The following is an 18686-nucleotide window of genomic DNA, read 5'->3' as shown; positions in this document are numbered from 1 at the left end:
TTTTATAAGAGGTTACTTTTGTCCGACCACTTGGTTATGTTAGCTATTTTAATATTCCTAATTTTATCATAGCCAACCTTATTACCACCAACATATATTTCTAGTTCATCATGCCCCTTAAATATGGCCAACTATATCAGGAAAGTAATTCTCATCTCGATCATGCGCTTCAATTTAGATAGCTACTGATTTGTTCTTGAGTGTTGCCTGATTTAAAGTTTCGGCGATCTCATTAACATCCATCTGGAACTTTTGAATTGGTTTACTTCTTTCAATAGTTCTTTCTCCATCAATTGCTTTGGTATGTTCTGTAAGATAAAATCCTCCCCATTTCACCATTCCTTTTTCAACTCATTTTCCTTTAATGGATCAATTAAATAAATGATCCACCATCCACAAAAGTGGTATAAATATGCTCGTCCGCCACTGGTTCCCCTTGGATCGATTGTACGATTTTCTCAGCTGCAACCATCCCCCATCGATGTTTCGAATAGGAGATCGTCGCTAAGCGCGGCTGCACAAAAGCGCCTAATTCCGTGTTATCAAACCCGATGATGCGGATCTCTTTTCCGATGCGATAGTCGGTCTCGCGGACATATTTGTAGACCCCGATCGCCATTTCATCATTGAAGGCAAAGATATCAATGGGAAACTGGGGATCATTTGCTAAGAGCTGTTTTGCCGCTCGATAACCAGATGGTTCCGTGAAGTCACCAGGAATGACTTCATGAGGAATACCAAAGCGCGTCAATTCTTTCGTACTGGCTTCCAAGCGCTCCCGACTGTCGTAGCCTTTTTCTGGCCCTGCTAAGAGAAACACTTTTTGGCTTTGTCCAGCGATCAAGCGGTCGATCGCCAGCGCCGCCCCTCCTTTGTTATCTAACAAGACTTGATGGATATTTTCATGAGACAAGACACGGTCTAACACGACGATTTGATGCCCTCGTTGAGCATATTGCTCGATTTCCTTTGCTGGAAACGTCCAATCCAAAATGATGGCACCGTCCACCATCCGCTCAGGAATAAACAAGTGTGACTTCTTGCCGCTGCAGACGATCATTTCATAGCCGAAAAGTTCCAGCCCTTTCTTGATGCCATCTAGCAATTCCCCATAAAAACTTCCGGCATAATCGGCGAGATAAACACCGATGATGTTGGTTTGTCTGCGTTTCAGTGTGCGAGCAGCCATGTTCGGAACATAGTTCAATTCGTTTGCGATCGCTTGAATCCGCGCACGGGTTTCCTCGGTCACTTTTGGACTGCCATTCAACGCATACGAAACGGTGGATATGGAGACACCCGCTTTTTGGGCAATATCTTTGATTCCTACCATGGCTTCTCCTTTCTTAACGATAGATATCGATCGTATTGGTTTGGTTTTCGTTTAATTGGGCGCAAAGCGCTGCTTTCTTCAGGACAAACGCACCTTGACGGTAGCGATTTTCCGTAAACTCAGTGGACATTTCTTCCCCGTTGATCAATACTTTCGGCGTACTTGCCGAATGATAGACGATTTCGACTGGCCGATCAAAGAGTCGATATGTCAGAGTCAATCCTGCTAATTCCGCTGGCAAGACAGGATCAAGTTCAACATGATCAACAAAGGTACGAATGCCTAACACATTGCTGATCAACTGATTCATATAGATCCCCGGTCCACTAGAATAGATGCGCCAGCCGCCTTTGACGCCGACTGCTGCCTCCTTAAGTTTACCAAAATTTTCTTGGGCTTCAACCCTTGTTTTGAAATCGCCATCAGAACTGCTGAAATACGCATTTGCTTGACGGATCTCCGCGTTTTCGACCCGTTGAGCGATCTGGATCGGATTGATGACCCCAAGCGCTTGCCAAGTCTCTTCTTCTCGGCCTAATTTCGCCATCGCTTCGGTAAAGCGGATGTGGGCATGAACGTACTGCAAACCGATTTCTCGTCCAAAGTTGGCTGCTTGTTCTGCTCGCTTGAAATTGGTGCTGACACCACCCGCATAAGTCGCTGGATGATTCATCAAGCGCACCCCATCTGGAAATTGCAAATGCTCCTTGATGATCGCCACATGATGCTCGGCTTGTTCGGGAGATAACAGCTCCCCGATCATGCTTTGCTGCATCGGCAGCAAGCGGTATTGGATACCGGTTTTCTTGTCAGTCGGATGGACCATCAGTTCCACGTGCTCGCTATCTTCCATATAGACAAATCCTGGCAAAGTCCCATCAGCTAACATGTATTTTTCAAAGTCATGTTTGATTCCCGCAGACAGTTCCGTTAAATGTTTGGCATACTCTGGGTCAACTGACTGCAACTGGTTGGCTAATTTTTTCAATACTTCATAGGTCAAGGCAACGGTCCAGCTGCTGGCCATTTGTTTCTTCAACTTACTGTTATTTGGCTGCAAGGTGTCATCCCAATCGCCATCACCATAACAAGACAGGTACGTTCCTTCCAAAAAGTTCGCTTCGATATACGCCACTTCTTTTTTCAAATGATCAAACAAAGAAGCATTGGTTCTGGTTTTCAAGAAGGTTGTGCGATCCGTATAAGGCAGTTCTTTTTCCAAAATCGCAAAATCTTTGGTTTTTTCGAGATAGTCACTAACGACTTTCATTGGCCAAACGATCACATCTCCGTGGCTCTCATCGGCTTTTTGTTTCTCATAGCGATCAAACATAAACCATTGTGGCCAGTTGCCGTCATCTGCAAATTGATTTTCAAACAAATGCTCGATGATGGACGCCACCATCTCAGGACGATTGAGGGCTAAGAAATACTCAGTCGGTCCTTGGGAAACGTCTCGAGTCCCCCAAGCAGCACCACCGTACTGTTCAAGGCCATGAGGAGACAAGTAATGAACAAGCATATTGTGGGTGTACCAACGTGCCAAGTGATTGAAGGATGCGACATCCGCCTGCGAATGTTTCAATTCAAACTGATTCAACAAATCATCGACAAAGGCCGTATAGGCAGTGTCTTCTTGCTGGCGATCTAACGTTTCCAAAACAAAGGGTTCACCAGTCAGTGTGCCTTGGATCACGAAGGAAACCGTCGCCTGTTCTGCAAAGGTCAATACGGTCGTGCTATCGTCGGCTGCCACATTGAAAATCGTTTCATCGGTTAGTTCAAAAGGTTGTGCTGCATGGAGATAATACGTCAATTCTGGATAAGTTTCCGCAATCGGTGAATCCGCTGTTCCTTTGATGGTGAGCAATTGCTGGTCTTGCGTAATGGTAACAGTCGGTACCGCTTCATCGATCCCCATCACAAATTGATTAGTGATGGCCCAGGTGTAAGCACGACCTTGTTCACTAGTGATGGTGGTTGCAATCGTGCGTCCATTTGCTTTCGTGAAGGTCGTTACTTGAATGACATCATCCGCTGTTTTGTAGTACCACGTCGCCGAATTTAAGCCCATTTCAAAGGCAGATGGCATCGTTAAAATCCGCCATTGATCGCCGTCTTTCAGATAGATCCGCTGACCGGAACGTTTGAAAAGATTCAATGAGTTGCGGCTATTACTCAACAATTTGTTCATGTTCGTATTGCCTAATACGATTTGGGAGTTAAACATCCCCGTCATGTAAACAGTCGTGCTCAAAATGGGTTGATCGACGATCAACTCTTGTCCGCTCATCAAAATATGCCCATGGGAGCGTTCCATCTGCCCTTCCTTTTCCTTCAACACGACATGGTGATAATCAGGGGTAAAAAAGGAATAAAGCTGTTGGTCAACGATTTCCACTGCTTCTTGCTGAGGAAATCGCTCGTTGATTTCTTCTGTGGTAAATGTCAGCCCTGTGAGCGGTCGACCGAAGTTTTTTCGAGCCTGCGCCGTTGCCTGCAACGAGTCAAAGGACAAGGCTTGATACGTTTCTTTCAACGTTTCAAGTGCAAACTGCGGTTCATTGACTGCCGTCGCTTGATTGGCTTTGACCGCTGCGTAAAAAACGATTTCCGTAGGTGTCTCACTTATTGTCAACCATTGCGTTTGCAGTGCCGTATAGGCAAATTCGTATTGATACACTTCATTGGCTAATGTCTCTTGGCTGAGTGCAGCTGGTTGATTCGTTTCTTTGTAGCTGCGACCGAAAAATTGATAGCCATCCGTCGAGAAGCCTTTTAAGGCTTGGAAGCTGCCCTGTTCCACCAATGGAAATTGACCATTTTGTGGTTGATTTTGGCGAGAAGATAGCACGATTCGATCCTTATCATGGCTAACATGATGGTCGATATATTGCGAAACATAGGCTTCATTGGATTGAACAGCCCCTTTGGCTGCGTTACCAAGATCTTGTCCGTAAACCAATTCCGCTTCCCCAGAACCACTCAATTGAACTCGCCAGAACCAGCAATCTTGTGCCAATTGGAAATCTACTTGGTAACTGATAGACTGGTACGTTCCAGTCCAAGTCAGCTGTTTGTCTGAGTAAGCAAAGGCACTGTCAGCATTTGAGCCGATCAAGGGAATGAAGTGCCATTCCCCCGCTTCACGCAGTCGTAGATAGATTTGATTCAAACTGCCATCTAGCGCATTCCCATTCAATTGATTGATCATCACATCGTGACTTTGGATCTCATATAAATCACCGTTTGGTAAAAACGTCACGGTCGTATTTGCATTATTCATCACTATTTTTTTCGTCATAGAAACCTTCCTATCTTACCTAACTAATTGCAGGGTTGTTTGTTGGGTGTCTCGGCTGTTCCCACCAATCATGATGTGGAATTTCCCAGGATCACTGCTTGCTTGTTGGTTGCTGTGGACATAGCGCAGCAGTTCTTCCGTGATCTCAAATTGAACGGTTGTTGATTCGCCAGCTTCTAGCCAAATTTTCTTAAAGCCTTTCAGTTCTTTCACTGGGCGAACCACTTCACCGACTAAATCGCGAATGTAGCATTGGACCGTTTCCCAGACCGCTGCTGTTCCTTGGTTCGTAACAGTGATGGATGCCGTGACTGTTTGATCTTTGGTCATGGTCGGCTGATCCAACGTCACCGTAGAATACGCAACTGGGCTATAGCTCAAGCCGAAGCCAAATGGATATTTGGCATAATTGGAGACATCCAAATATTTTGAGACATATTTTTCATCCGGTGCACTTTCATATGGACGACCGGTATTGTCAACGTTGTAATACACAGGGACTTGTCCAACGGTTTCCGGGAATGACATACTCAAGCGGCCGCTTGGATTGTATTCTCCCCACAAGATCTGAGCAAGTGCGTTTCCGCCTTCGGTTCCAGGGAACCAAGCCTCGACGATCGCTTTGGCTGCATCAACCCCTTGCAAGTCAAGAGGACGACCGTTATAAAGGGTTACGATCAATTGCTCGTTGTATTCTTTCAAGGTTTCAACCAAGGACAATTGGGCTTGCGGCAATCGAATGTCGCTGCGACTGGCAGCTTCACCGCTCATCCATTCTTGCTCTCCTAGCGCTAAGACAACTTTATCCGCTTCTTTCACTAATTCGATCGCTTCTTGGATCGCTGCTTCAGACGGTGCAAAATAATCAAAGGGCTCTTGACCGATCAACAGATCCGCGCCCAAGGATTGAGCCCCCGCCACTAATGTCACCACTTCTTCTTGTTTCCCTTGCCAAGACCAAGCACCTAATAGATCACGGGAGTGAGCACCCGGGCCCACGATCGCCACTTTTTCGGTTTTCTGCAACGGCAGGACACCTTCATTTTTCAACAACACCATTGATTTCTTTGCGATATCGCTGGCGATCTCTCGGTGTTCTTGAGACAGAACAGTGGCTGCTTCAGCGGCTTCATCAGCACCGCGGTATGGATTTTCAAATAGACCTAGTTCATTTTTCAAGGTCAAGATTCTTAGCACGGCTTCATCGACTAAGGCTTCCTCAACGGTGCCTTCTGCGATCAGCTCTTTCAAGTTATCAGTGTAGCAAGTCGTCATCATCTCGATATCGACCCCAGCTTTGATGGCTAATTCAGCGGCGTGTTTTTCATCTTCCGCTGCGCCATGGGCGATCACTTCTTTGATTGCTGCCCAGTCAGAGATCACAACGCCTTCAAACCCGAATTCTTCTCGCAAAACATCGCGGAAAAGCCAGCGATTGGCCGTTGCTGGAATACCGTCCACCGTATTGAAGGAGGTCATCACCAGTTTGGCACCGGCATCAAGGGCCGCTTTATAGCCCGGTAAATAACTTTCTCGCAGTTGGCGTTCTGACATATTGACCGTGTTGTAATCGCGACCGCCGATAGCCGCACCGTAAGCCGCAAAATGTTTGACACACGCAGCTACGCGGTTGAAATCCGTTCGCAGATCATCCCCTTGATAGCCTTTGACAAAGGCTTCAGCGAAGCGACTGTTCAAGTAAGGATCTTCCCCCGTCGATTCCATGACACGGCCCCAACGTGGGTCTCTTACTAAGTCCACCATCGGTGAAAAGGTCACATGCAAGCCAGAAACAGCTGCTTCTTTGGCAGATACTTCCGCCATCTTCTCCGCTGCTGCCAAATCCCATGAACTACCTAATCCTAATGGAATCGGGAAAATCGTCCGAAAGCCGTGAATGATATCCGCCATCAATATCGTCGGGATATTCAAGCGGTTATTGGCGATATACTCTTTTTGGACGCGGATCGCTTCTTTCGCACCAGAAACACCTAGCGTTGTTCCCGCATTGTTGATGTTCTCTTGTGTCAGTCCTAAGTCGCCCATTGGGCCGGTTTTCTCTTCTGCTTTATCTGAATAAAAAGCCGCTGCCAGTTGCAGCAACTGATCGATTTTTTCATCTAAGGTCATTTCTGAAAGTAGTTCGGTTAATTTCTGCTGTTCCATTTTTATTCATCCTTTGCTTTCTTCAAATTGGACTTCTGCTTCTAAAGGGAAATGATCGGAGGGAAAACGACGATCACAAGAATCCGTTAGACAGGCGGTTTTGACCACCGTGAAGCCTTTCGTATAGATATAATCAATTTCTTCTAGTTCTTGCCATGGTAACGTATAAATAAAATTTTGATAGGAGCCTTTGGGTCCGTGATGAGGCTTTTGCCCATGATCTTTGGCATTTTGAAAATGCTGCTCTAAGTACCGATGCACCCGCTCCGTTGGCTCCGCATTCAAGTCGCCCATTAGTAATACAGGGTAGCGTTCGATCTGATCTGCCAGCTGCTCAAAGATCACTTTCATCCCTTCAAAACGAGCCATTTCTGAAATATTATCTAAATGGGTCGTGATGACAAGAAACGGCGGATTCTTTTTTTCCTGTAAGACTGCCCAAACACATAAGCGTGAATACGCAGCTTCTGGATGAATACTTGGTTCAGTCGGTGTCAATGACAACCAAAACGAACCTGAAGCTAATAACTCGAAAGCCTCTTTTTGATAATACAGTCCAATGCCTTCGCCTAAGCCATCACCATCTCGTTCAGCAGTGACGGAAGCATACTGCGCTAACTTTGCTAAATCTGCAAATTGGCTGGGACGAGCTTCTTGGATCGCCAGAACATCCCAGTCGTAGTAATCGATCAAGGAGCAAACCGCCTCCGATCGATAGTGCCATTGCCATTCTTGGTCATAGTCGGTATCGACTCGTAGATTGTAGGTTGCTACTTTCATCTTCATTCATTTCCTTTGAGTAATTTTTTGATTTGCTGCATTTCACGACGGATTTGTTTCGCTTCGCCGCCGCCATGCCCTTTATTTAAGTAAATACGCAATTCTTTCGGTCCAGGAATCTTTTTATAGGAAACGAAGAAATCTTCCATGGGACAGATCGGATCAGCACTGCCGACCGATGTATAAACAGGACCAGTTATCTGATGAGCAAAATACTTCAAATCAAAATAACTCATGACTTGATAGATCGTTTCCCGCATTTCTGGAAATTGTTCGATATACTCTTGAATCACCTGGTAACTTCCTGTTTTTTGTTCGATCCGATGGACAAGATTGGAGTGGCTTGGCACATCGGCAAACGTCGCAAAAATCGGGACGTTCGTTAATGCGTTGACCAATAAGGCGATGCCGCCTCCTTGCGAGCCGCCTCTTAAAATAATCCGCTGCGGATCGATTTCCGGTATCTGTTGAAGGACTTCTAGTGTGCGCAAACTATCTGCGACCAATCGCTTCATATAAAAATCTTCTTTTTTCAAGATGCCGCGTCCAAAAGGTGCTTCATGCTGCGTGGTTTCATAGGGAACCTGATCTTGCGTGCGTCCCCCTTGTCCACGATTGTCGATGACAAGACAGCCGCAGCCGATCAGTAACCAATGAGCGAATTGGAACGGTTCTTGCACATGATTCATATAGCCTAAAAAATCAATCACGATTGGACAATCTGCCGCTTGTTCTGGCAGCAGCAGATGCCCATAGATCGTTTCATTACCAAGACTTTGAAAAGAAATCGTAAAACAATCGATCCCTTTTAGCAAAGGTGTTTGTTTGGTTCTTTCAAAGGCTAGCGGAAGGGCGTCAAGTTCTTGTTGGACCGAAGCCCAAAAACAGGATCGATCAGTTGCGGTCGATTCAGTCATTTGCCTCTCCCCCCTTCGCTAATACTTTATTGAAAAACAACACCTGTACAAAGGCTGAGCCTGAAATGCCTAAACAAACAAATAAGAATAGGTTTACTTTGCTGCACAATACAAAAACAATGATTGGGATCACCAGTAAAATGATCGCATTCGCCGTACTGCTAAGAACCGCATACGCCGTTTCTTTCGCTGTTTCTTGCAATGATTGCGCAAACAAGCTGTACAAGAGAACGAACACGACGAGATACAGCGCAGCCAAGCTGACGAGAATCACGGCTAAAACGCCAAAGTAAGGTGTAAGCATCATCAAGGAATAGATCAAACCGGCAAAGACTGCGACATACGCCATAACAAGACCTTCTAAGAAGAGACCACGTTTGAGGTTTCTTAAGAATGCTTGCTTGTATCGTTGCCAAATCGGGACATCTCGTTCCTTGTACAATTGATCGATCGTCTGATACAGCGCGATCAATGCTGGCCCTGCGAGAATCAGCGTCATTGCTGGAATCATAAAGAGAAAACTAACAATGATCATATCTGCTAGAAAAGCAAAGACCCGATAGTACCATCCTTCATAAGAAAATAGTCGATTCATTATGATCCTCCAATCAAAACTTGCTGATTTGTGCTGCGGGTGCTGCGTAAACCTGTTTCTTGCCTTCTTGTGATTTTGGGTCGTTTCTCAACGTACGGGTTTCTGGGTTGCAGGTCTCACTGCGTGAGCCAATCGCAGTGCTTCTTTGTATGGACACTACGCTCCCTGCAGTCGCCTAGTACTTTTCATCATCTGCTCGTCTCCGCTTTCGCTTCGCCTACAGTTGCACTAAGTAAAACACACTAAGTGCAGCTTGCATGTCTCACTACGCGAGCCAATCGCAGTGCTTCTTTGTATGGACACTACGCTCCCTGCGGTCGCCTAGTACTTTTCATCATCTGCTCTGTCTCACTACGTGAGCCAATCGCAGTGATTCAAAGTAAAGGGAGAGGAAAGGTCTTTTTTTGGCTTCCTTTCCTCTCCTATGGGGGTTATTCTAGTCGTTCGCGGTTTTCGGCCATTTTTTCAGTTTTAATGTCTTTGATTGCGTCCCAGTTGTTTGAATCTAAGAAGCTTTCAAAGTCGGTTAGTGTGCTGTCAAATGTTCCTTCATCTTTTGAACGAATCAATGAGATGATCGTGCTGTTGATTTTGGTTTTGATGGCTGTGTTTGAACGTGCTTCTGCAGTTCCGGCATCTGGATCCGTATTTTCGATCACAAAGTGTGGATACAATTTGCCTTCGCCCCATTCTTGCATTTGAGTCAACGCATTTTCGGTTTTGACTTTCAGTGCATTGACACGGTCGTTGTTAAAGTAGTTGAAACGGCTGATACCATATTTTTTGTTGTAGCCTTCGTTGTCGGTTTGTTCCATTTCTTTGATTTCTGGCAAGTAATCGATTTTGCCTTCATCGTTGTATTCATACGTCACGCCTTCAACACCGAATTTTGTCAAAATTTGTCCTGGTTCATCGATCAAGTACGTGAAGAGTTGGGTTACTTTTGCTGGATCCGCCGCATCTTTTGTGATGTAGTTGATCAACCAGCCAGAGATTCCTGTTTGGTTCAAGGTTGCTTCACGACCAGAAGTGCTGGCAGGTCCGTCGATTGCGATGTACCGCGTGTCAGAGTTTTTCATGAATTCAGTGAAGTTCCCACCTTGTCCGCTCGTTCCTGCGACTAAGATCGTTGCATAGTCCCCTTGTTTTACTTTTTCATCATAGGTTGGACCGTCATCGGTAAAGCTGTCATCACTGATGTTGCCGTCACGATACACTTGATTAAAGGTTTTCAACCATGAGATATATTCTTCATCTAAGTTACGATCGTAGAAAGCACCATCTTCATCTTCTAACGGAACACCTAAGAAGTCTTGCAATTTATCTAAGAATGGTCCTGCTGTTTCGCCGATCGTTGTGAAGCCCATTGGTGTCAAATCAGGGAATTTCTCGCTGATTTCTTTCATGACTTTCACATAGTTTTCTGGAGTCGAAACATCTGGTTTGCCCAATGCTTCATAGACATCTTCACGGATCACAAAGTTATCGTTGACGGGAATATTGCCGCTTTCGTAGTCCGCTGCTGTGTTGGAATAGTTTGGATAGCCATAAGTTTTGCCATCATCTAAAGCAAACCATTTGAAGGTATCTTCGGTCACGACATTCATCAAATACGGATCGTATTGTTCCGCTAAATCGTTTAATGAGTATGCCCAGCTATCAGCTTTTGTGGCTGCTTGACTGGTTTTATCCATCAACGTCACGATATCAGGCATATCACCACTTGAAATCAAAGCATTTAATTTCGAATCATCACCTGAAATAAATTCAATATCAATGTTCAAATCTTTTTTGATTTGGGCTGTCGTCACATCTTCACCAAATGGCAAAGCTGTCCAGTCTGAATTGATGTACCATGTGATCTTGGTTGGTTCTTCTTTGGTATCGAGTTTCCATGCTGGTGTCTTTTCATCTAACTCATACCGATCTTTGATAGAAAAATCCGAACTGCTGGCATTGTCTGAGCTGCCGCCACATGCTGCTAAGCTAAGTAATGCTGATGCTGCCAATAAACCGCCTACTACTTTTTTCATGTCTATCCCTCTTTCTATTCTTTTACTGCACCGGCCATCATACCGCCGATAAAGTGTTTTTGAAGCAATGGATATATAATTAAAATTGGCACTGTCGTGATGACGATCGTAGCCAACTGAACCCCACGGGTCGTTGCTTGGACGATAAAGTCGGTACTACCGCTTTCAGTCATCGTACTCAAGTTGGATTGGACGATGATTTCATAAATCTTCATTTGCAGCGGATAAAGATACTCTTTTGTGATATACAGTTTTGTTGTCATAAAATCGTTCCATTGGCCAACCCCGTTGAACAAGATGATGGTTGCCAATGCCGGTTTCGTTAATGGTAAGAAGATTTTATAAAAGATTTGGAATTCACTTGCACCGTCGATCTTCGCCGATTCTTCGAGTGAAGGCGGAATCTCACGGAAAAAGTTCATTAAAATCACGACATCATAATAGCTGAACAAAGCTGGAATAATGTAGACCCAGAAAGAATCCAGTAATCCTAGCGAGCGAATCAGCAAGTACGTTGGAATCATCCCACCACTGAAGTACATGGTGATGACCCCCATCGTTGTATAAATGTTGCGGCCAACCAAGCGTGATTTACTCAATCCGTAAGCCACGATCGCACAAAACAAGGTATGGGTTGCAGCCCCAAGAACCGTTTTTAACACTGAGATCAAGAAGGCACGGGGGATACTTGCGTCGGAAAAAACTTTCCGATAGTTTTCCCAGGTAAAGCCTTTGGGCCATAACACGAGGCCGTTGCCCGCTAATCCAGAACTAGAAGACACGGAGGAAACCAAGATATTCCAAATCGGTACAATGATCATTAACGAGAATAAAATCAAGATCACGGTATTGAAGAAGTAAAACCACGTGTTTTCTTTTGCTTTTCTTTTGATCATGTTTTTTCCTCCTATAAGATAACTGAATTGCCGTTGTTCAACTTGCGGGTCACTCGATCCGTGATCACCAATAAGATGACGGAAATGACCGCGATCCCCAAGCCGACAGCAGTTGCATAAGAGAAATCACCTTGCGTCAACCCCATTTTATAAACAAAGGAGTTGATAACTTCTGAACGGTTTTGGTTCTGTGAATTCATCAAAACTAATGTTTGATCTAGGTTTGACCCTAAGATACCGCTCACATTCAGAATCAAGTTTAAGGAGATGATCGGTGTCAGTAATGGCAATGTGATCGAACGAATCTGTCTTAGCTTGCTGGCACCATCGATTCGTGCGGCTTCATAAAACGTTGGATCGATCCGCGACATACCTGCCAAGTAAAGAATCGTTCCCCAGCCGACTTCTTTCCATAGATCAGAAAGGACTGCGATCCACCAATATTTGCTTGGATCCAATAGATGATTGACCCCTTTGTCCATCAATCCTACGGACATCAACACTTGGTTGATAAAGCCGTTCGTTGACAGCCAAGAGATCATCATCCCACCTAGCACGATCCATGAGAAAAAATGGGGAATGTATGAAACCGTTTGAATAAATTTCTTCAAGCGGCCATCTTGCATTTCAAAAATCATAATGGCTAACACAATCGGGATCGCAAAACCTAATCCTAATTTCAATAAGCTGATGGCTAACGTATTTCTAACTGCTTCCCAGAAAAAACTGTCATTCATAATGATACGGAAATTCTCTAACCCAACCCATGGTGCTGATGAAATCGTGTCAATCACCGTATAGTTTTTGAAAGCGATTATAATTCCGTAGATCGGAATATAATTAAATACGATCATAAATGCCACGCCGGGAAAAACCATCCAGTGAAGCTGCCGTTGACTATAAAACTTTTGCAGTTTACTCATACACAAAATCTCCTTCTTTCTATCCTCACAACACTACGTATATCTCCACATTTTGGTGAAACGTTTCTACAAAAGATTATATCCGCTGCCATTCGAAAATGCAAGCCTTTCCAATTATTTTTTTCAGGTTTTCTTTTTTCACAAATTTCGTTGAGTTCCTCACAAACACAAAAGCTATTATATCAACATTTTCATAAGAAATCATTTTTCCAAACACTTCCGTTTAATCAAATTTCACAAATAATGTATTTTTTCAACATCTATTGATTCTCAGAAATTATTAAAAAATAAAAAGAAACGTTTCACCAAAAGCACAAAAAAGCAGCAATCATCGTTGATTGCTGCTTCGTTCTAATCACTTCTTTGGGGATAGCCAAAATGGTCATAGGCTAACGGTGTTGCGATCCGCCCACGCGAGGTACGTTTCAAAAATCCTTTTTGGATCAAAAACGGTTCGTACATATCTTCCACTGTTTCAGTTTCTTCCCCGATATTGACAGCGATCGTACTTAATCCCACCGGGCCGCCTTGGTACAATTCGATCATCGTGCGGATCAATTTCTGATCGATATAATCCAAGCCAGCATGATCGACTGCCAAAAGTGCCAATGCCTGGTCAGCAACGGTGCGATCGATCAACCCATCTGCTTGCACTTGCGCATAATCGCGAACTCGTTTAAGCAAACGGTTGGCGATCCGCGGGGTGCCTCGTGACCGACGGGCGATTTCGATCGCCCCTTCTTCCACGATATCCGTTTCAAAGATGGACGCAGTCCGCTGCACGATCTCTTTTAAATCATGGTCTTCATAATATTGCATATGAGAAATGATCCCGAAACGATCCCGTAGTGGCGCCGAGAGCATCCCCGCCCGCGTCGTTGCGCCGACTAAGGTAAATGGCGGGAGCGGAAAATGAACTGGGTGAGCCGTTGTCCCTTGCCCCACCATGATATCCACATAAAAATCTTCCATTGCCGAATAAAGCATTTCTTCGGCGACACGAGGCAAGCGATGGATCTCATCGATAAACAGAACATCCCCCGGCTGCAGCTCATTCAAGATCGCAATCAAATCCCCTGGTTTTTCGATCGCAGGACCGCTGGTCGTCTTGATTTGCACCTGCATCTCGTTGGCGATCACCATTGCCATCGTCGTTTTCCCTAAGCCTGGCGGACCATATAAGAGGACATGATCCAACGCTTCTTCTCGATTTTTCGCCGCTTGGATATAAATCGAAAGCTCCTGCTTGACTTTGTCTTGTCCGATATATTGGGCAAGGGTTTGCGGACGCAAGGATTTTTCGATGATCTCTTCTTGTTCAGTACTTTCTGGCGAAACAATTCGTTCATCCATCGTCTACTTGCTCCTTACTTTTTCATCATCAATCGGAGAGCTTCCCGCAAGTACTCATCCGTCGATTTTGTCGTATTCGCCGCTAATTGTTTTTCGGCTTTCTTGACTTCTTTTTCGCTATAACCCAATGCTTTCAAGGCTTCCATTGCTTCATCTAAAGCAGTCGTTGCTACGCTTAGAGGAACGATCGCTTCTTCTCCAACCAGTTCAGCCACTTTGCCTTTCAAGTCTAGGATCATTTGCTGCGCCGTCTTTTTACCGACACCTGGGAACTTAGTCAAATAATTGACGTCCCCATTTTCGACTGCCGTGATCAACCCTGTATGGTCTTCATTGGCCATGATTGCTAACGCACTCTTTGGTCCAATGCCTGAGACACTGATCAATTTTAAAAACAACTGCTTGCCTTCGATCGTGGCAAAGCCGTAGAGACTATGAGCATCTTCACGAATCACTTGGTGCAGATAGATTTTTACTTCTTGGTTCAACTTGCCGCTAAATGAATACGGATTGCCAAAAGCGATCTGATAGCCGATGCCATGGGTCTCAACGACGATATACGCCGGAAAGATATCCGTTACTTTTCCTATGATATATTCGTACATGTGCTTTCCTTTCTGTACATATGTTCCCTTTATTGTAGCACAGACGAGAGGGCAAAAAAAGGACTGCGAACGAAGGAAAAGGCTTAGCAGGAAACAAACGGAGGAAAAACCGTTGTTTCAGTCGCATTTTTTCAAACGAGACATGCTGCTGCGTCTTTTTTTCGCACACAGTTCCTAATACTTACTCAACGAGTGATTTGAATTCGCCATAGCCTTTTTCATCCATTTCTGCTAAAGGGATGAACTTCAATGCTGCCGAGTTGATACAATAGCGCAAACCGCCTTTGTCCTGAGGACCGTCTGAAAAAACATGTCCTAAATGAGAGTCAGCTTCTTTGCTGCGGACTTCTACCCGATGCATACCATGAGAAAAATCGGCTTTTTCTTGAATATCTTGGCGACTGATCGGCTTCGAAAAGGAAGGCCAGCCACAACCGGCGTCATATTTATCAGTAGAAGCAAACAGTGGTTCTCCGTTGACGATATCAACATAGATCCCTTTTTCATAAAAATCATCATACTCGCCAGTAAAGGGGCGTTCAGTTGCATTTTCTTGGGTCACCGCATATTCGATCGGTGACAATTTTTCTTTTAATTCTTTTTTATCTGTCATTTTTTCACCTGCTTTTCCTCTAGACTCATCCTGTATGCTCTATCATGCCTTTTTTCTTAGCGAATGTAAAATGACTTGCTCAAATTGTTTAAGGGTTTTGCAGCTTTTGCCAACGAGTCGTTGGTTCCGCAAAATGGTAAAAATGCGGTTGGTCTTTTGTATAGATTTCTTCGGTTAAGACAGCTTCTGGCATGTTGCCAAACAACCCAGCCGCAAAAAAATAGGTGTGTGCTTCTTTGAGGTAAAAGAACAGGCTCGAGCCGCATTGACTGCAAAATCCTCGCTGTGCCCACTTAGAAGAATCATAACGTCGCAGCCACTTCGCTCCTTGAAGAGCCATCTGGTTCTCAGAACATGGCGCAAGAGCAAACATCGGTCCGCCGTGAAATTTCTGGCAGAGACTACAATGACAAACCGTGATTTCTTTCGCAACTCCAGTCAAGTCAATCGTGACTTTGCCGCAAAGACAACTACCAGAAACATCCATCCTTATTCCTCCTCCATAAACTCTTGCAACAACTGATAGACCGTAGTGACAGGAAACCCTACAATTGTATAAAAATCGCCGTTTATCGATGAGACAAATACTTTGGCCGCCCCTTGGATCCCATAGGCGCCCACTTTGTCTTGGTGCTCATCTAAGGCAAGATACTTGTCGATCTCTTGATCGGTCAAGGAACGAAACACAACTTCCGCCGAAACCACTGCTTGGCGCAGCTGTTCGCCTTTTTGCAAAACGACGGCGGTATGCACCCAATGGGCACGTCCGCTCATTTTTCGCAACATCGACCGAGCATCTTCACGGTCGGCTGGCTTTCCTAAGATTTCTTCATCCACCACGACCGTGGTATCGCTCGCGATCACCAGATCTTCAGGATATGCTTGCGTAATAGCCGCCGCTTTTTCTGCTGCCATCCGTTGGACATAAGGGATCGCCGCTTCGTTTGGTCGGACCGACTCGTCGATATCCGCTGGTATGACCGCAAATTCCGGGACTAACTCCGCTAATAATTCTTTGCGTCGCGGCGACTGTGAAGCCAAAATAATCATTCCATGCCACTCCTTGCTCGATGAGGATCTTGAATCCGTTTGAACATCCGCTCCATGTCGCTGTTGGTGAAATGGATCAGCACCGGGCGACCATGGGGACAGTTGAAGGGATTCTCGCATTTCGCTAAATCTTGCAACAAGATCCGGGCTTGTGCTTCATTCAAATAATGATTGGCTTTGATGGATCGTTTGCAGCTCATCATGATCGCGGTTGCTTCACGAAACTTTTTGACACTGACACTTCCTGTCGTCAATAACATATCGATCATTTCGCGGATGATGGCTTCTTCTTCACCGCTAGGGTACCACGTCGGGTGCGCTCGGACGATGAAACTATTGGTCCCAAAAGATTCCAGATGGATCCCGACTTCTACCAGCTTGTCACTTTGTTCTTGTAATTGCAGTGCATCGCTGTTGGGATAATCCAAAACGATCGGCACTAACAACTCTTGCAGGTCATTGGTCACTTCGCCGATTTTTTCGCGGTAATACTCATATTTGATTCGTTCTTGTGCCGCATGCTGGTCGACGATATATAGCCCCGCCTCGCTTTGGGCAAACAAATAGGTCCCATGCATCTGCCCAAAATAATCCAGTTGGGGAAAACGCTCCTTCGCTGGTTCTTCTTCCAACAACCGTTCGACCGTTTTCAGGTAGTTGCGGTCATCCCCATGCATTTCAGGGTGCAGAGTCGCTTGATTTTGCAGATCTTGCGCCGTAAGCTCTGGCGTCTCTTCCGAGAGAAAGGCTGGCGCTTCTAGCAGCGGCGCTTTTGTTTCCATCTGATCTTCCACAAATGGTTTTCGGACAGGCTTATTTGGCAGCGTCTCTTCCAAACTGCGAAAGGTTTCCTCGGTTTCTTCCAACAGGTTTTCGCTAGATTCCTGTGGCATTTCTGGAAGTTTTCCACCTTCCTCCACAGGTTTTTCCACAGAGTTATCCACAGTCTGTTGATAAGTACTGCCCTGAACCTCAAATTTCCCGGTTTCCCGATTATAAGACAAACCAGAAGTCGAATTTCCTGCTGACTCCAGTTCCAAGCCAAGCTGCTGGGCTTTTGGCTGATCGGCAACTTTTTTCTTAAACCGCAGATTGTCAGCCGCGTTAGGAATCAAATTGATTTCCCGCAGCGCCTCATTGATGGCTTTACTGATTAGTTTCGTTAGCTCTTCTTCTTTTGACAAACGAACTTCTTGCTTAGTCGGATGGACATTGACATCGACTAGCAAGGGGTCCATTTTGATTTCAAGGACAGCTAATGGAAAACGACCGACCATCAATTTTGACCCGTAACCGGCTACGATCGCTTTATTCAAAGCAAAGTTGCGAATATAACGACCATTGATGATCGTGGATAAATAGTTGCGGCTGGCTCGGGTGACTTCTGGCAGTGACACAAAGCCAGTGACTTTAAAGTCGAGGTCCTCAGTATCGATCGCAATCATTTTTTTGGCCGTTTCCACTCCGTAGATCCCGGCGATGGTTTGTTTTAACTGCCCACTTCCAGTGGTGCTCAACATCTTATTGCCTTCATGAACGAGGCGAAAAGCCACTTCTGGATGGCTCAGGGCGATCCGATTGACGATATCGCCGATGTTCGCAAGTTCCGTTTGCAGCGTCTTGACATATTTCAAACGTGCCGGTGTATTGTAAAAGAGGTTTTCGACAGTGATCTTGGTTCCTTGTCGCAAGTTGGCAGGCAGATGCTCTTCAACAGCGCCGCCTTTTAAGCGCACAAAGGAGCCTTGTTGGGCACCTTTGACTGCCGTTTCAATCGAGAGGATCGAAACCGAAGCGATACTAGGCAAAGCTTCCCCGCGAAACCCGAGGGTACGTATTCGAAACAAGTCATCTCGATTGTGGATTTTACTGGTGGCGTGGCGTTTAAAGGCAGTCAAGACATCCTCTTCTGCAATTCCTTCGCCATTATCGATGACTTGGATTTTACGCAAGCCTGCTTCTTCAATAAAAATATCGATTTGGGTACTGCCGGCATCCACGGCATTTTCAACTAATTCTTTGACGACAGAAGCCGGTCTCTCAACAACTTCTCCTGCCGCGATTTGGTTCGCCAGACGTTCGGATAGCTCTTGGATCTTTCCCATCTGCTGACCTTCT

The 18686-nt window shown here is 45.2% G+C and carries 17 protein-coding genes; all 17 read right to left on the bottom strand.

Translation table 11 applies throughout. The features are described 5' to 3' along the window. Nucleotides 1–174 precede the first annotated feature (174 nt). Nucleotides 175–339, bottom strand: coding sequence for a hypothetical protein (locus IGI86_RS01760; protein WP_016609543.1), 165 nt, complete (start codon nt 337–339; stop codon nt 175–177). Nucleotides 340–373: 34 nt separating this feature from the next. Then, nucleotides 374–1333 (bottom strand): LacI family DNA-binding transcriptional regulator, encoded by a 960-nt coding sequence (locus IGI86_RS01755; RefSeq protein WP_430617682.1) that lies wholly within the window; start codon nt 1331–1333, stop codon nt 374–376. A gap of 13 nt (nt 1334–1346) precedes the next feature. Then, entirely contained in the window at nt 1347–4637 is a 3291-nt protein-coding gene (locus tag IGI86_RS01750; RefSeq protein WP_430617681.1) for a GH36-type glycosyl hydrolase domain-containing protein, read from the bottom strand. Between the two features lie 15 nt (nt 4638–4652). Next, a complete protein-coding gene (locus IGI86_RS01745; protein WP_139959856.1) occupies nt 4653–6803 on the bottom strand; it encodes a glycoside hydrolase family 3 N-terminal domain-containing protein in 2151 nt (716 codons plus the stop codon). A 6-nt stretch (nt 6804–6809) separates the two neighbouring features. After that, the gene (locus IGI86_RS01740; RefSeq protein WP_139959858.1) at nt 6810–7589 is read right to left on the bottom strand and encodes an endonuclease/exonuclease/phosphatase family protein; all 780 of its coding nucleotides are present in this window, start codon (nt 7587–7589) and stop codon (nt 6810–6812) included. After that, on the bottom strand, nt 7586–8500 hold the full coding sequence (locus IGI86_RS01735) for an acetylxylan esterase (RefSeq protein ID WP_086316813.1): 915 nt from the start codon (nt 8498–8500) through the stop codon (nt 7586–7588). Before IGI86_RS01735 ends, IGI86_RS01740 begins: the two co-directional genes overlap by 4 nt. Further along, nucleotides 8493–9095, bottom strand: a complete 603-nt coding sequence (locus IGI86_RS01730) for a DUF624 domain-containing protein (protein ID WP_086316812.1) — start codon at nt 9093–9095, stop codon at nt 8493–8495. Before IGI86_RS01730 ends, IGI86_RS01735 begins: the two co-directional genes overlap by 8 nt. Nucleotides 9096–9108: 13 nt before the next feature. After that, a complete protein-coding gene (locus tag IGI86_RS01725) occupies nt 9109–9252 on the bottom strand; it encodes a hypothetical protein (RefSeq protein WP_172634707.1) in 144 nt (47 codons plus the stop codon). Nucleotides 9253–9526: 274 nt separating this feature from the next. Then, nucleotides 9527–11128, bottom strand: a complete 1602-nt coding sequence (locus tag IGI86_RS01720) for a sugar ABC transporter substrate-binding protein (RefSeq protein ID WP_008376282.1) — start codon at nt 11126–11128, stop codon at nt 9527–9529. A 14-nt stretch (nt 11129–11142) separates the two neighbouring features. Further along, entirely contained in the window at nt 11143–12024 is an 882-nt protein-coding gene (locus tag IGI86_RS01715; RefSeq protein ID WP_005227173.1) for a carbohydrate ABC transporter permease, read from the bottom strand. A gap of 11 nt (nt 12025–12035) precedes the next feature. Further along, a complete protein-coding gene (locus tag IGI86_RS01710) occupies nt 12036–12947 on the bottom strand; it encodes an ABC transporter permease (RefSeq protein WP_005232388.1) in 912 nt (303 codons plus the stop codon). A gap of 351 nt (nt 12948–13298) precedes the next feature. Next, nucleotides 13299–14300 (bottom strand): Holliday junction branch migration DNA helicase RuvB, encoded by a 1002-nt coding sequence (gene ruvB / locus IGI86_RS01705; protein ID WP_301389418.1) that lies wholly within the window; start codon nt 14298–14300, stop codon nt 13299–13301. A 14-nt stretch (nt 14301–14314) separates the two neighbouring features. Beyond that, nucleotides 14315–14905 (bottom strand): Holliday junction branch migration protein RuvA, encoded by a 591-nt coding sequence (ruvA, locus tag IGI86_RS01700; RefSeq protein ID WP_005232405.1) that lies wholly within the window; start codon nt 14903–14905, stop codon nt 14315–14317. Nucleotides 14906–15086: 181 nt separating this feature from the next. Further along, nucleotides 15087–15518: a peptide-methionine (R)-S-oxide reductase MsrB gene (gene msrB / locus IGI86_RS01695; RefSeq protein WP_008376288.1), complete on the bottom strand. Its 432-nt coding sequence runs from the start codon at nt 15516–15518 to the stop codon at nt 15087–15089. Nucleotides 15519–15606: 88 nt separating this feature from the next. Further along, the gene (locus tag IGI86_RS01690) at nt 15607–16005 is read right to left on the bottom strand and encodes a GFA family protein (protein ID WP_430617680.1); all 399 of its coding nucleotides are present in this window, start codon (nt 16003–16005) and stop codon (nt 15607–15609) included. Between the two features lie 2 nt (nt 16006–16007). Continuing rightward, nucleotides 16008–16568, bottom strand: a complete 561-nt coding sequence (locus IGI86_RS01685; RefSeq protein WP_430617679.1) for a Maf family protein — start codon at nt 16566–16568, stop codon at nt 16008–16010. Then, on the bottom strand, nt 16565–18673 hold the full coding sequence (mutL, locus tag IGI86_RS01680) for a DNA mismatch repair endonuclease MutL (protein WP_301389419.1): 2109 nt from the start codon (nt 18671–18673) through the stop codon (nt 16565–16567). The genes IGI86_RS01685 and mutL overlap by 4 nt, the downstream gene beginning before the upstream one ends. Between the last annotated feature and the right edge of the window lie 13 nt (nt 18674–18686).

This window comes from Enterococcus sp. AZ188, from assembly GCF_050544075.1.
Classification (GTDB): Bacteria; Bacillota; Bacilli; order Lactobacillales; family Enterococcaceae; genus Enterococcus_D; species Enterococcus_D entomosocium.
This window is presented reverse-complemented; position numbering and strand designations above follow the sequence as displayed.

Bases quoted from the DNA above. Each gene is read 5' to 3' on its own strand.
- IGI86_RS01740 (WP_139959858.1), bottom strand. From the start codon at position 7,589: ATGAAGATGAAAGTAGCAACCTACAATCTACGAGTCGATACCGACTAT.
- msrB (WP_008376288.1), bottom strand. From the start codon at position 15,518: ATGACAGATAAAAAAGAATTAAAAGAAAAATTGTCACCGATCGAATAT.
- mutL (WP_301389419.1), bottom strand. From the start codon at position 18,673: ATGGGAAAGATCCAAGAGCTATCCGAACGTCTGGCGAACCAAATCGCG.
- ruvB (WP_301389418.1), bottom strand. From the start codon at position 14,300: ATGGATGAACGAATTGTTTCGCCAGAAAGTACTGAACAAGAAGAGATC.
- IGI86_RS01730 (WP_086316812.1), bottom strand. From the start codon at position 9,095: ATGAATCGACTATTTTCTTATGAAGGATGGTACTATCGGGTCTTTGCT.
- IGI86_RS01745 (WP_139959856.1), bottom strand. From the start codon at position 6,803: ATGGAACAGCAGAAATTAACCGAACTACTTTCAGAAATGACCTTAGAT.
- ruvA (WP_005232405.1), bottom strand. From the start codon at position 14,905: ATGTACGAATATATCATAGGAAAAGTAACGGATATCTTTCCGGCGTAT.
- IGI86_RS01710 (WP_005232388.1), bottom strand. From the start codon at position 12,947: ATGAGTAAACTGCAAAAGTTTTATAGTCAACGGCAGCTTCACTGGATG.
- IGI86_RS01750 (WP_430617681.1), bottom strand. From the start codon at position 4,637: ATGACGAAAAAAATAGTGATGAATAATGCAAATACGACCGTGACGTTT.
- IGI86_RS01690 (WP_430617680.1), bottom strand. From the start codon at position 16,005: ATGGATGTTTCTGGTAGTTGTCTTTGCGGCAAAGTCACGATTGACTTG.
- IGI86_RS01760 (WP_016609543.1), bottom strand. From the start codon at position 339: ATGGTGAAATGGGGAGGATTTTATCTTACAGAACATACCAAAGCAATT.
- IGI86_RS01720 (WP_008376282.1), bottom strand. From the start codon at position 11,128: ATGAAAAAAGTAGTAGGCGGTTTATTGGCAGCATCAGCATTACTTAGC.
- IGI86_RS01755 (WP_430617682.1), bottom strand. From the start codon at position 1,333: ATGGTAGGAATCAAAGATATTGCCCAAAAAGCGGGTGTCTCCATATCC.
- IGI86_RS01715 (WP_005227173.1), bottom strand. From the start codon at position 12,024: ATGATCAAAAGAAAAGCAAAAGAAAACACGTGGTTTTACTTCTTCAAT.
- IGI86_RS01685 (WP_430617679.1), bottom strand. From the start codon at position 16,568: ATGATTATTTTGGCTTCACAGTCGCCGCGACGCAAAGAATTATTAGCG.
- IGI86_RS01735 (WP_086316813.1), bottom strand. From the start codon at position 8,500: ATGACTGAATCGACCGCAACTGATCGATCCTGTTTTTGGGCTTCGGTC.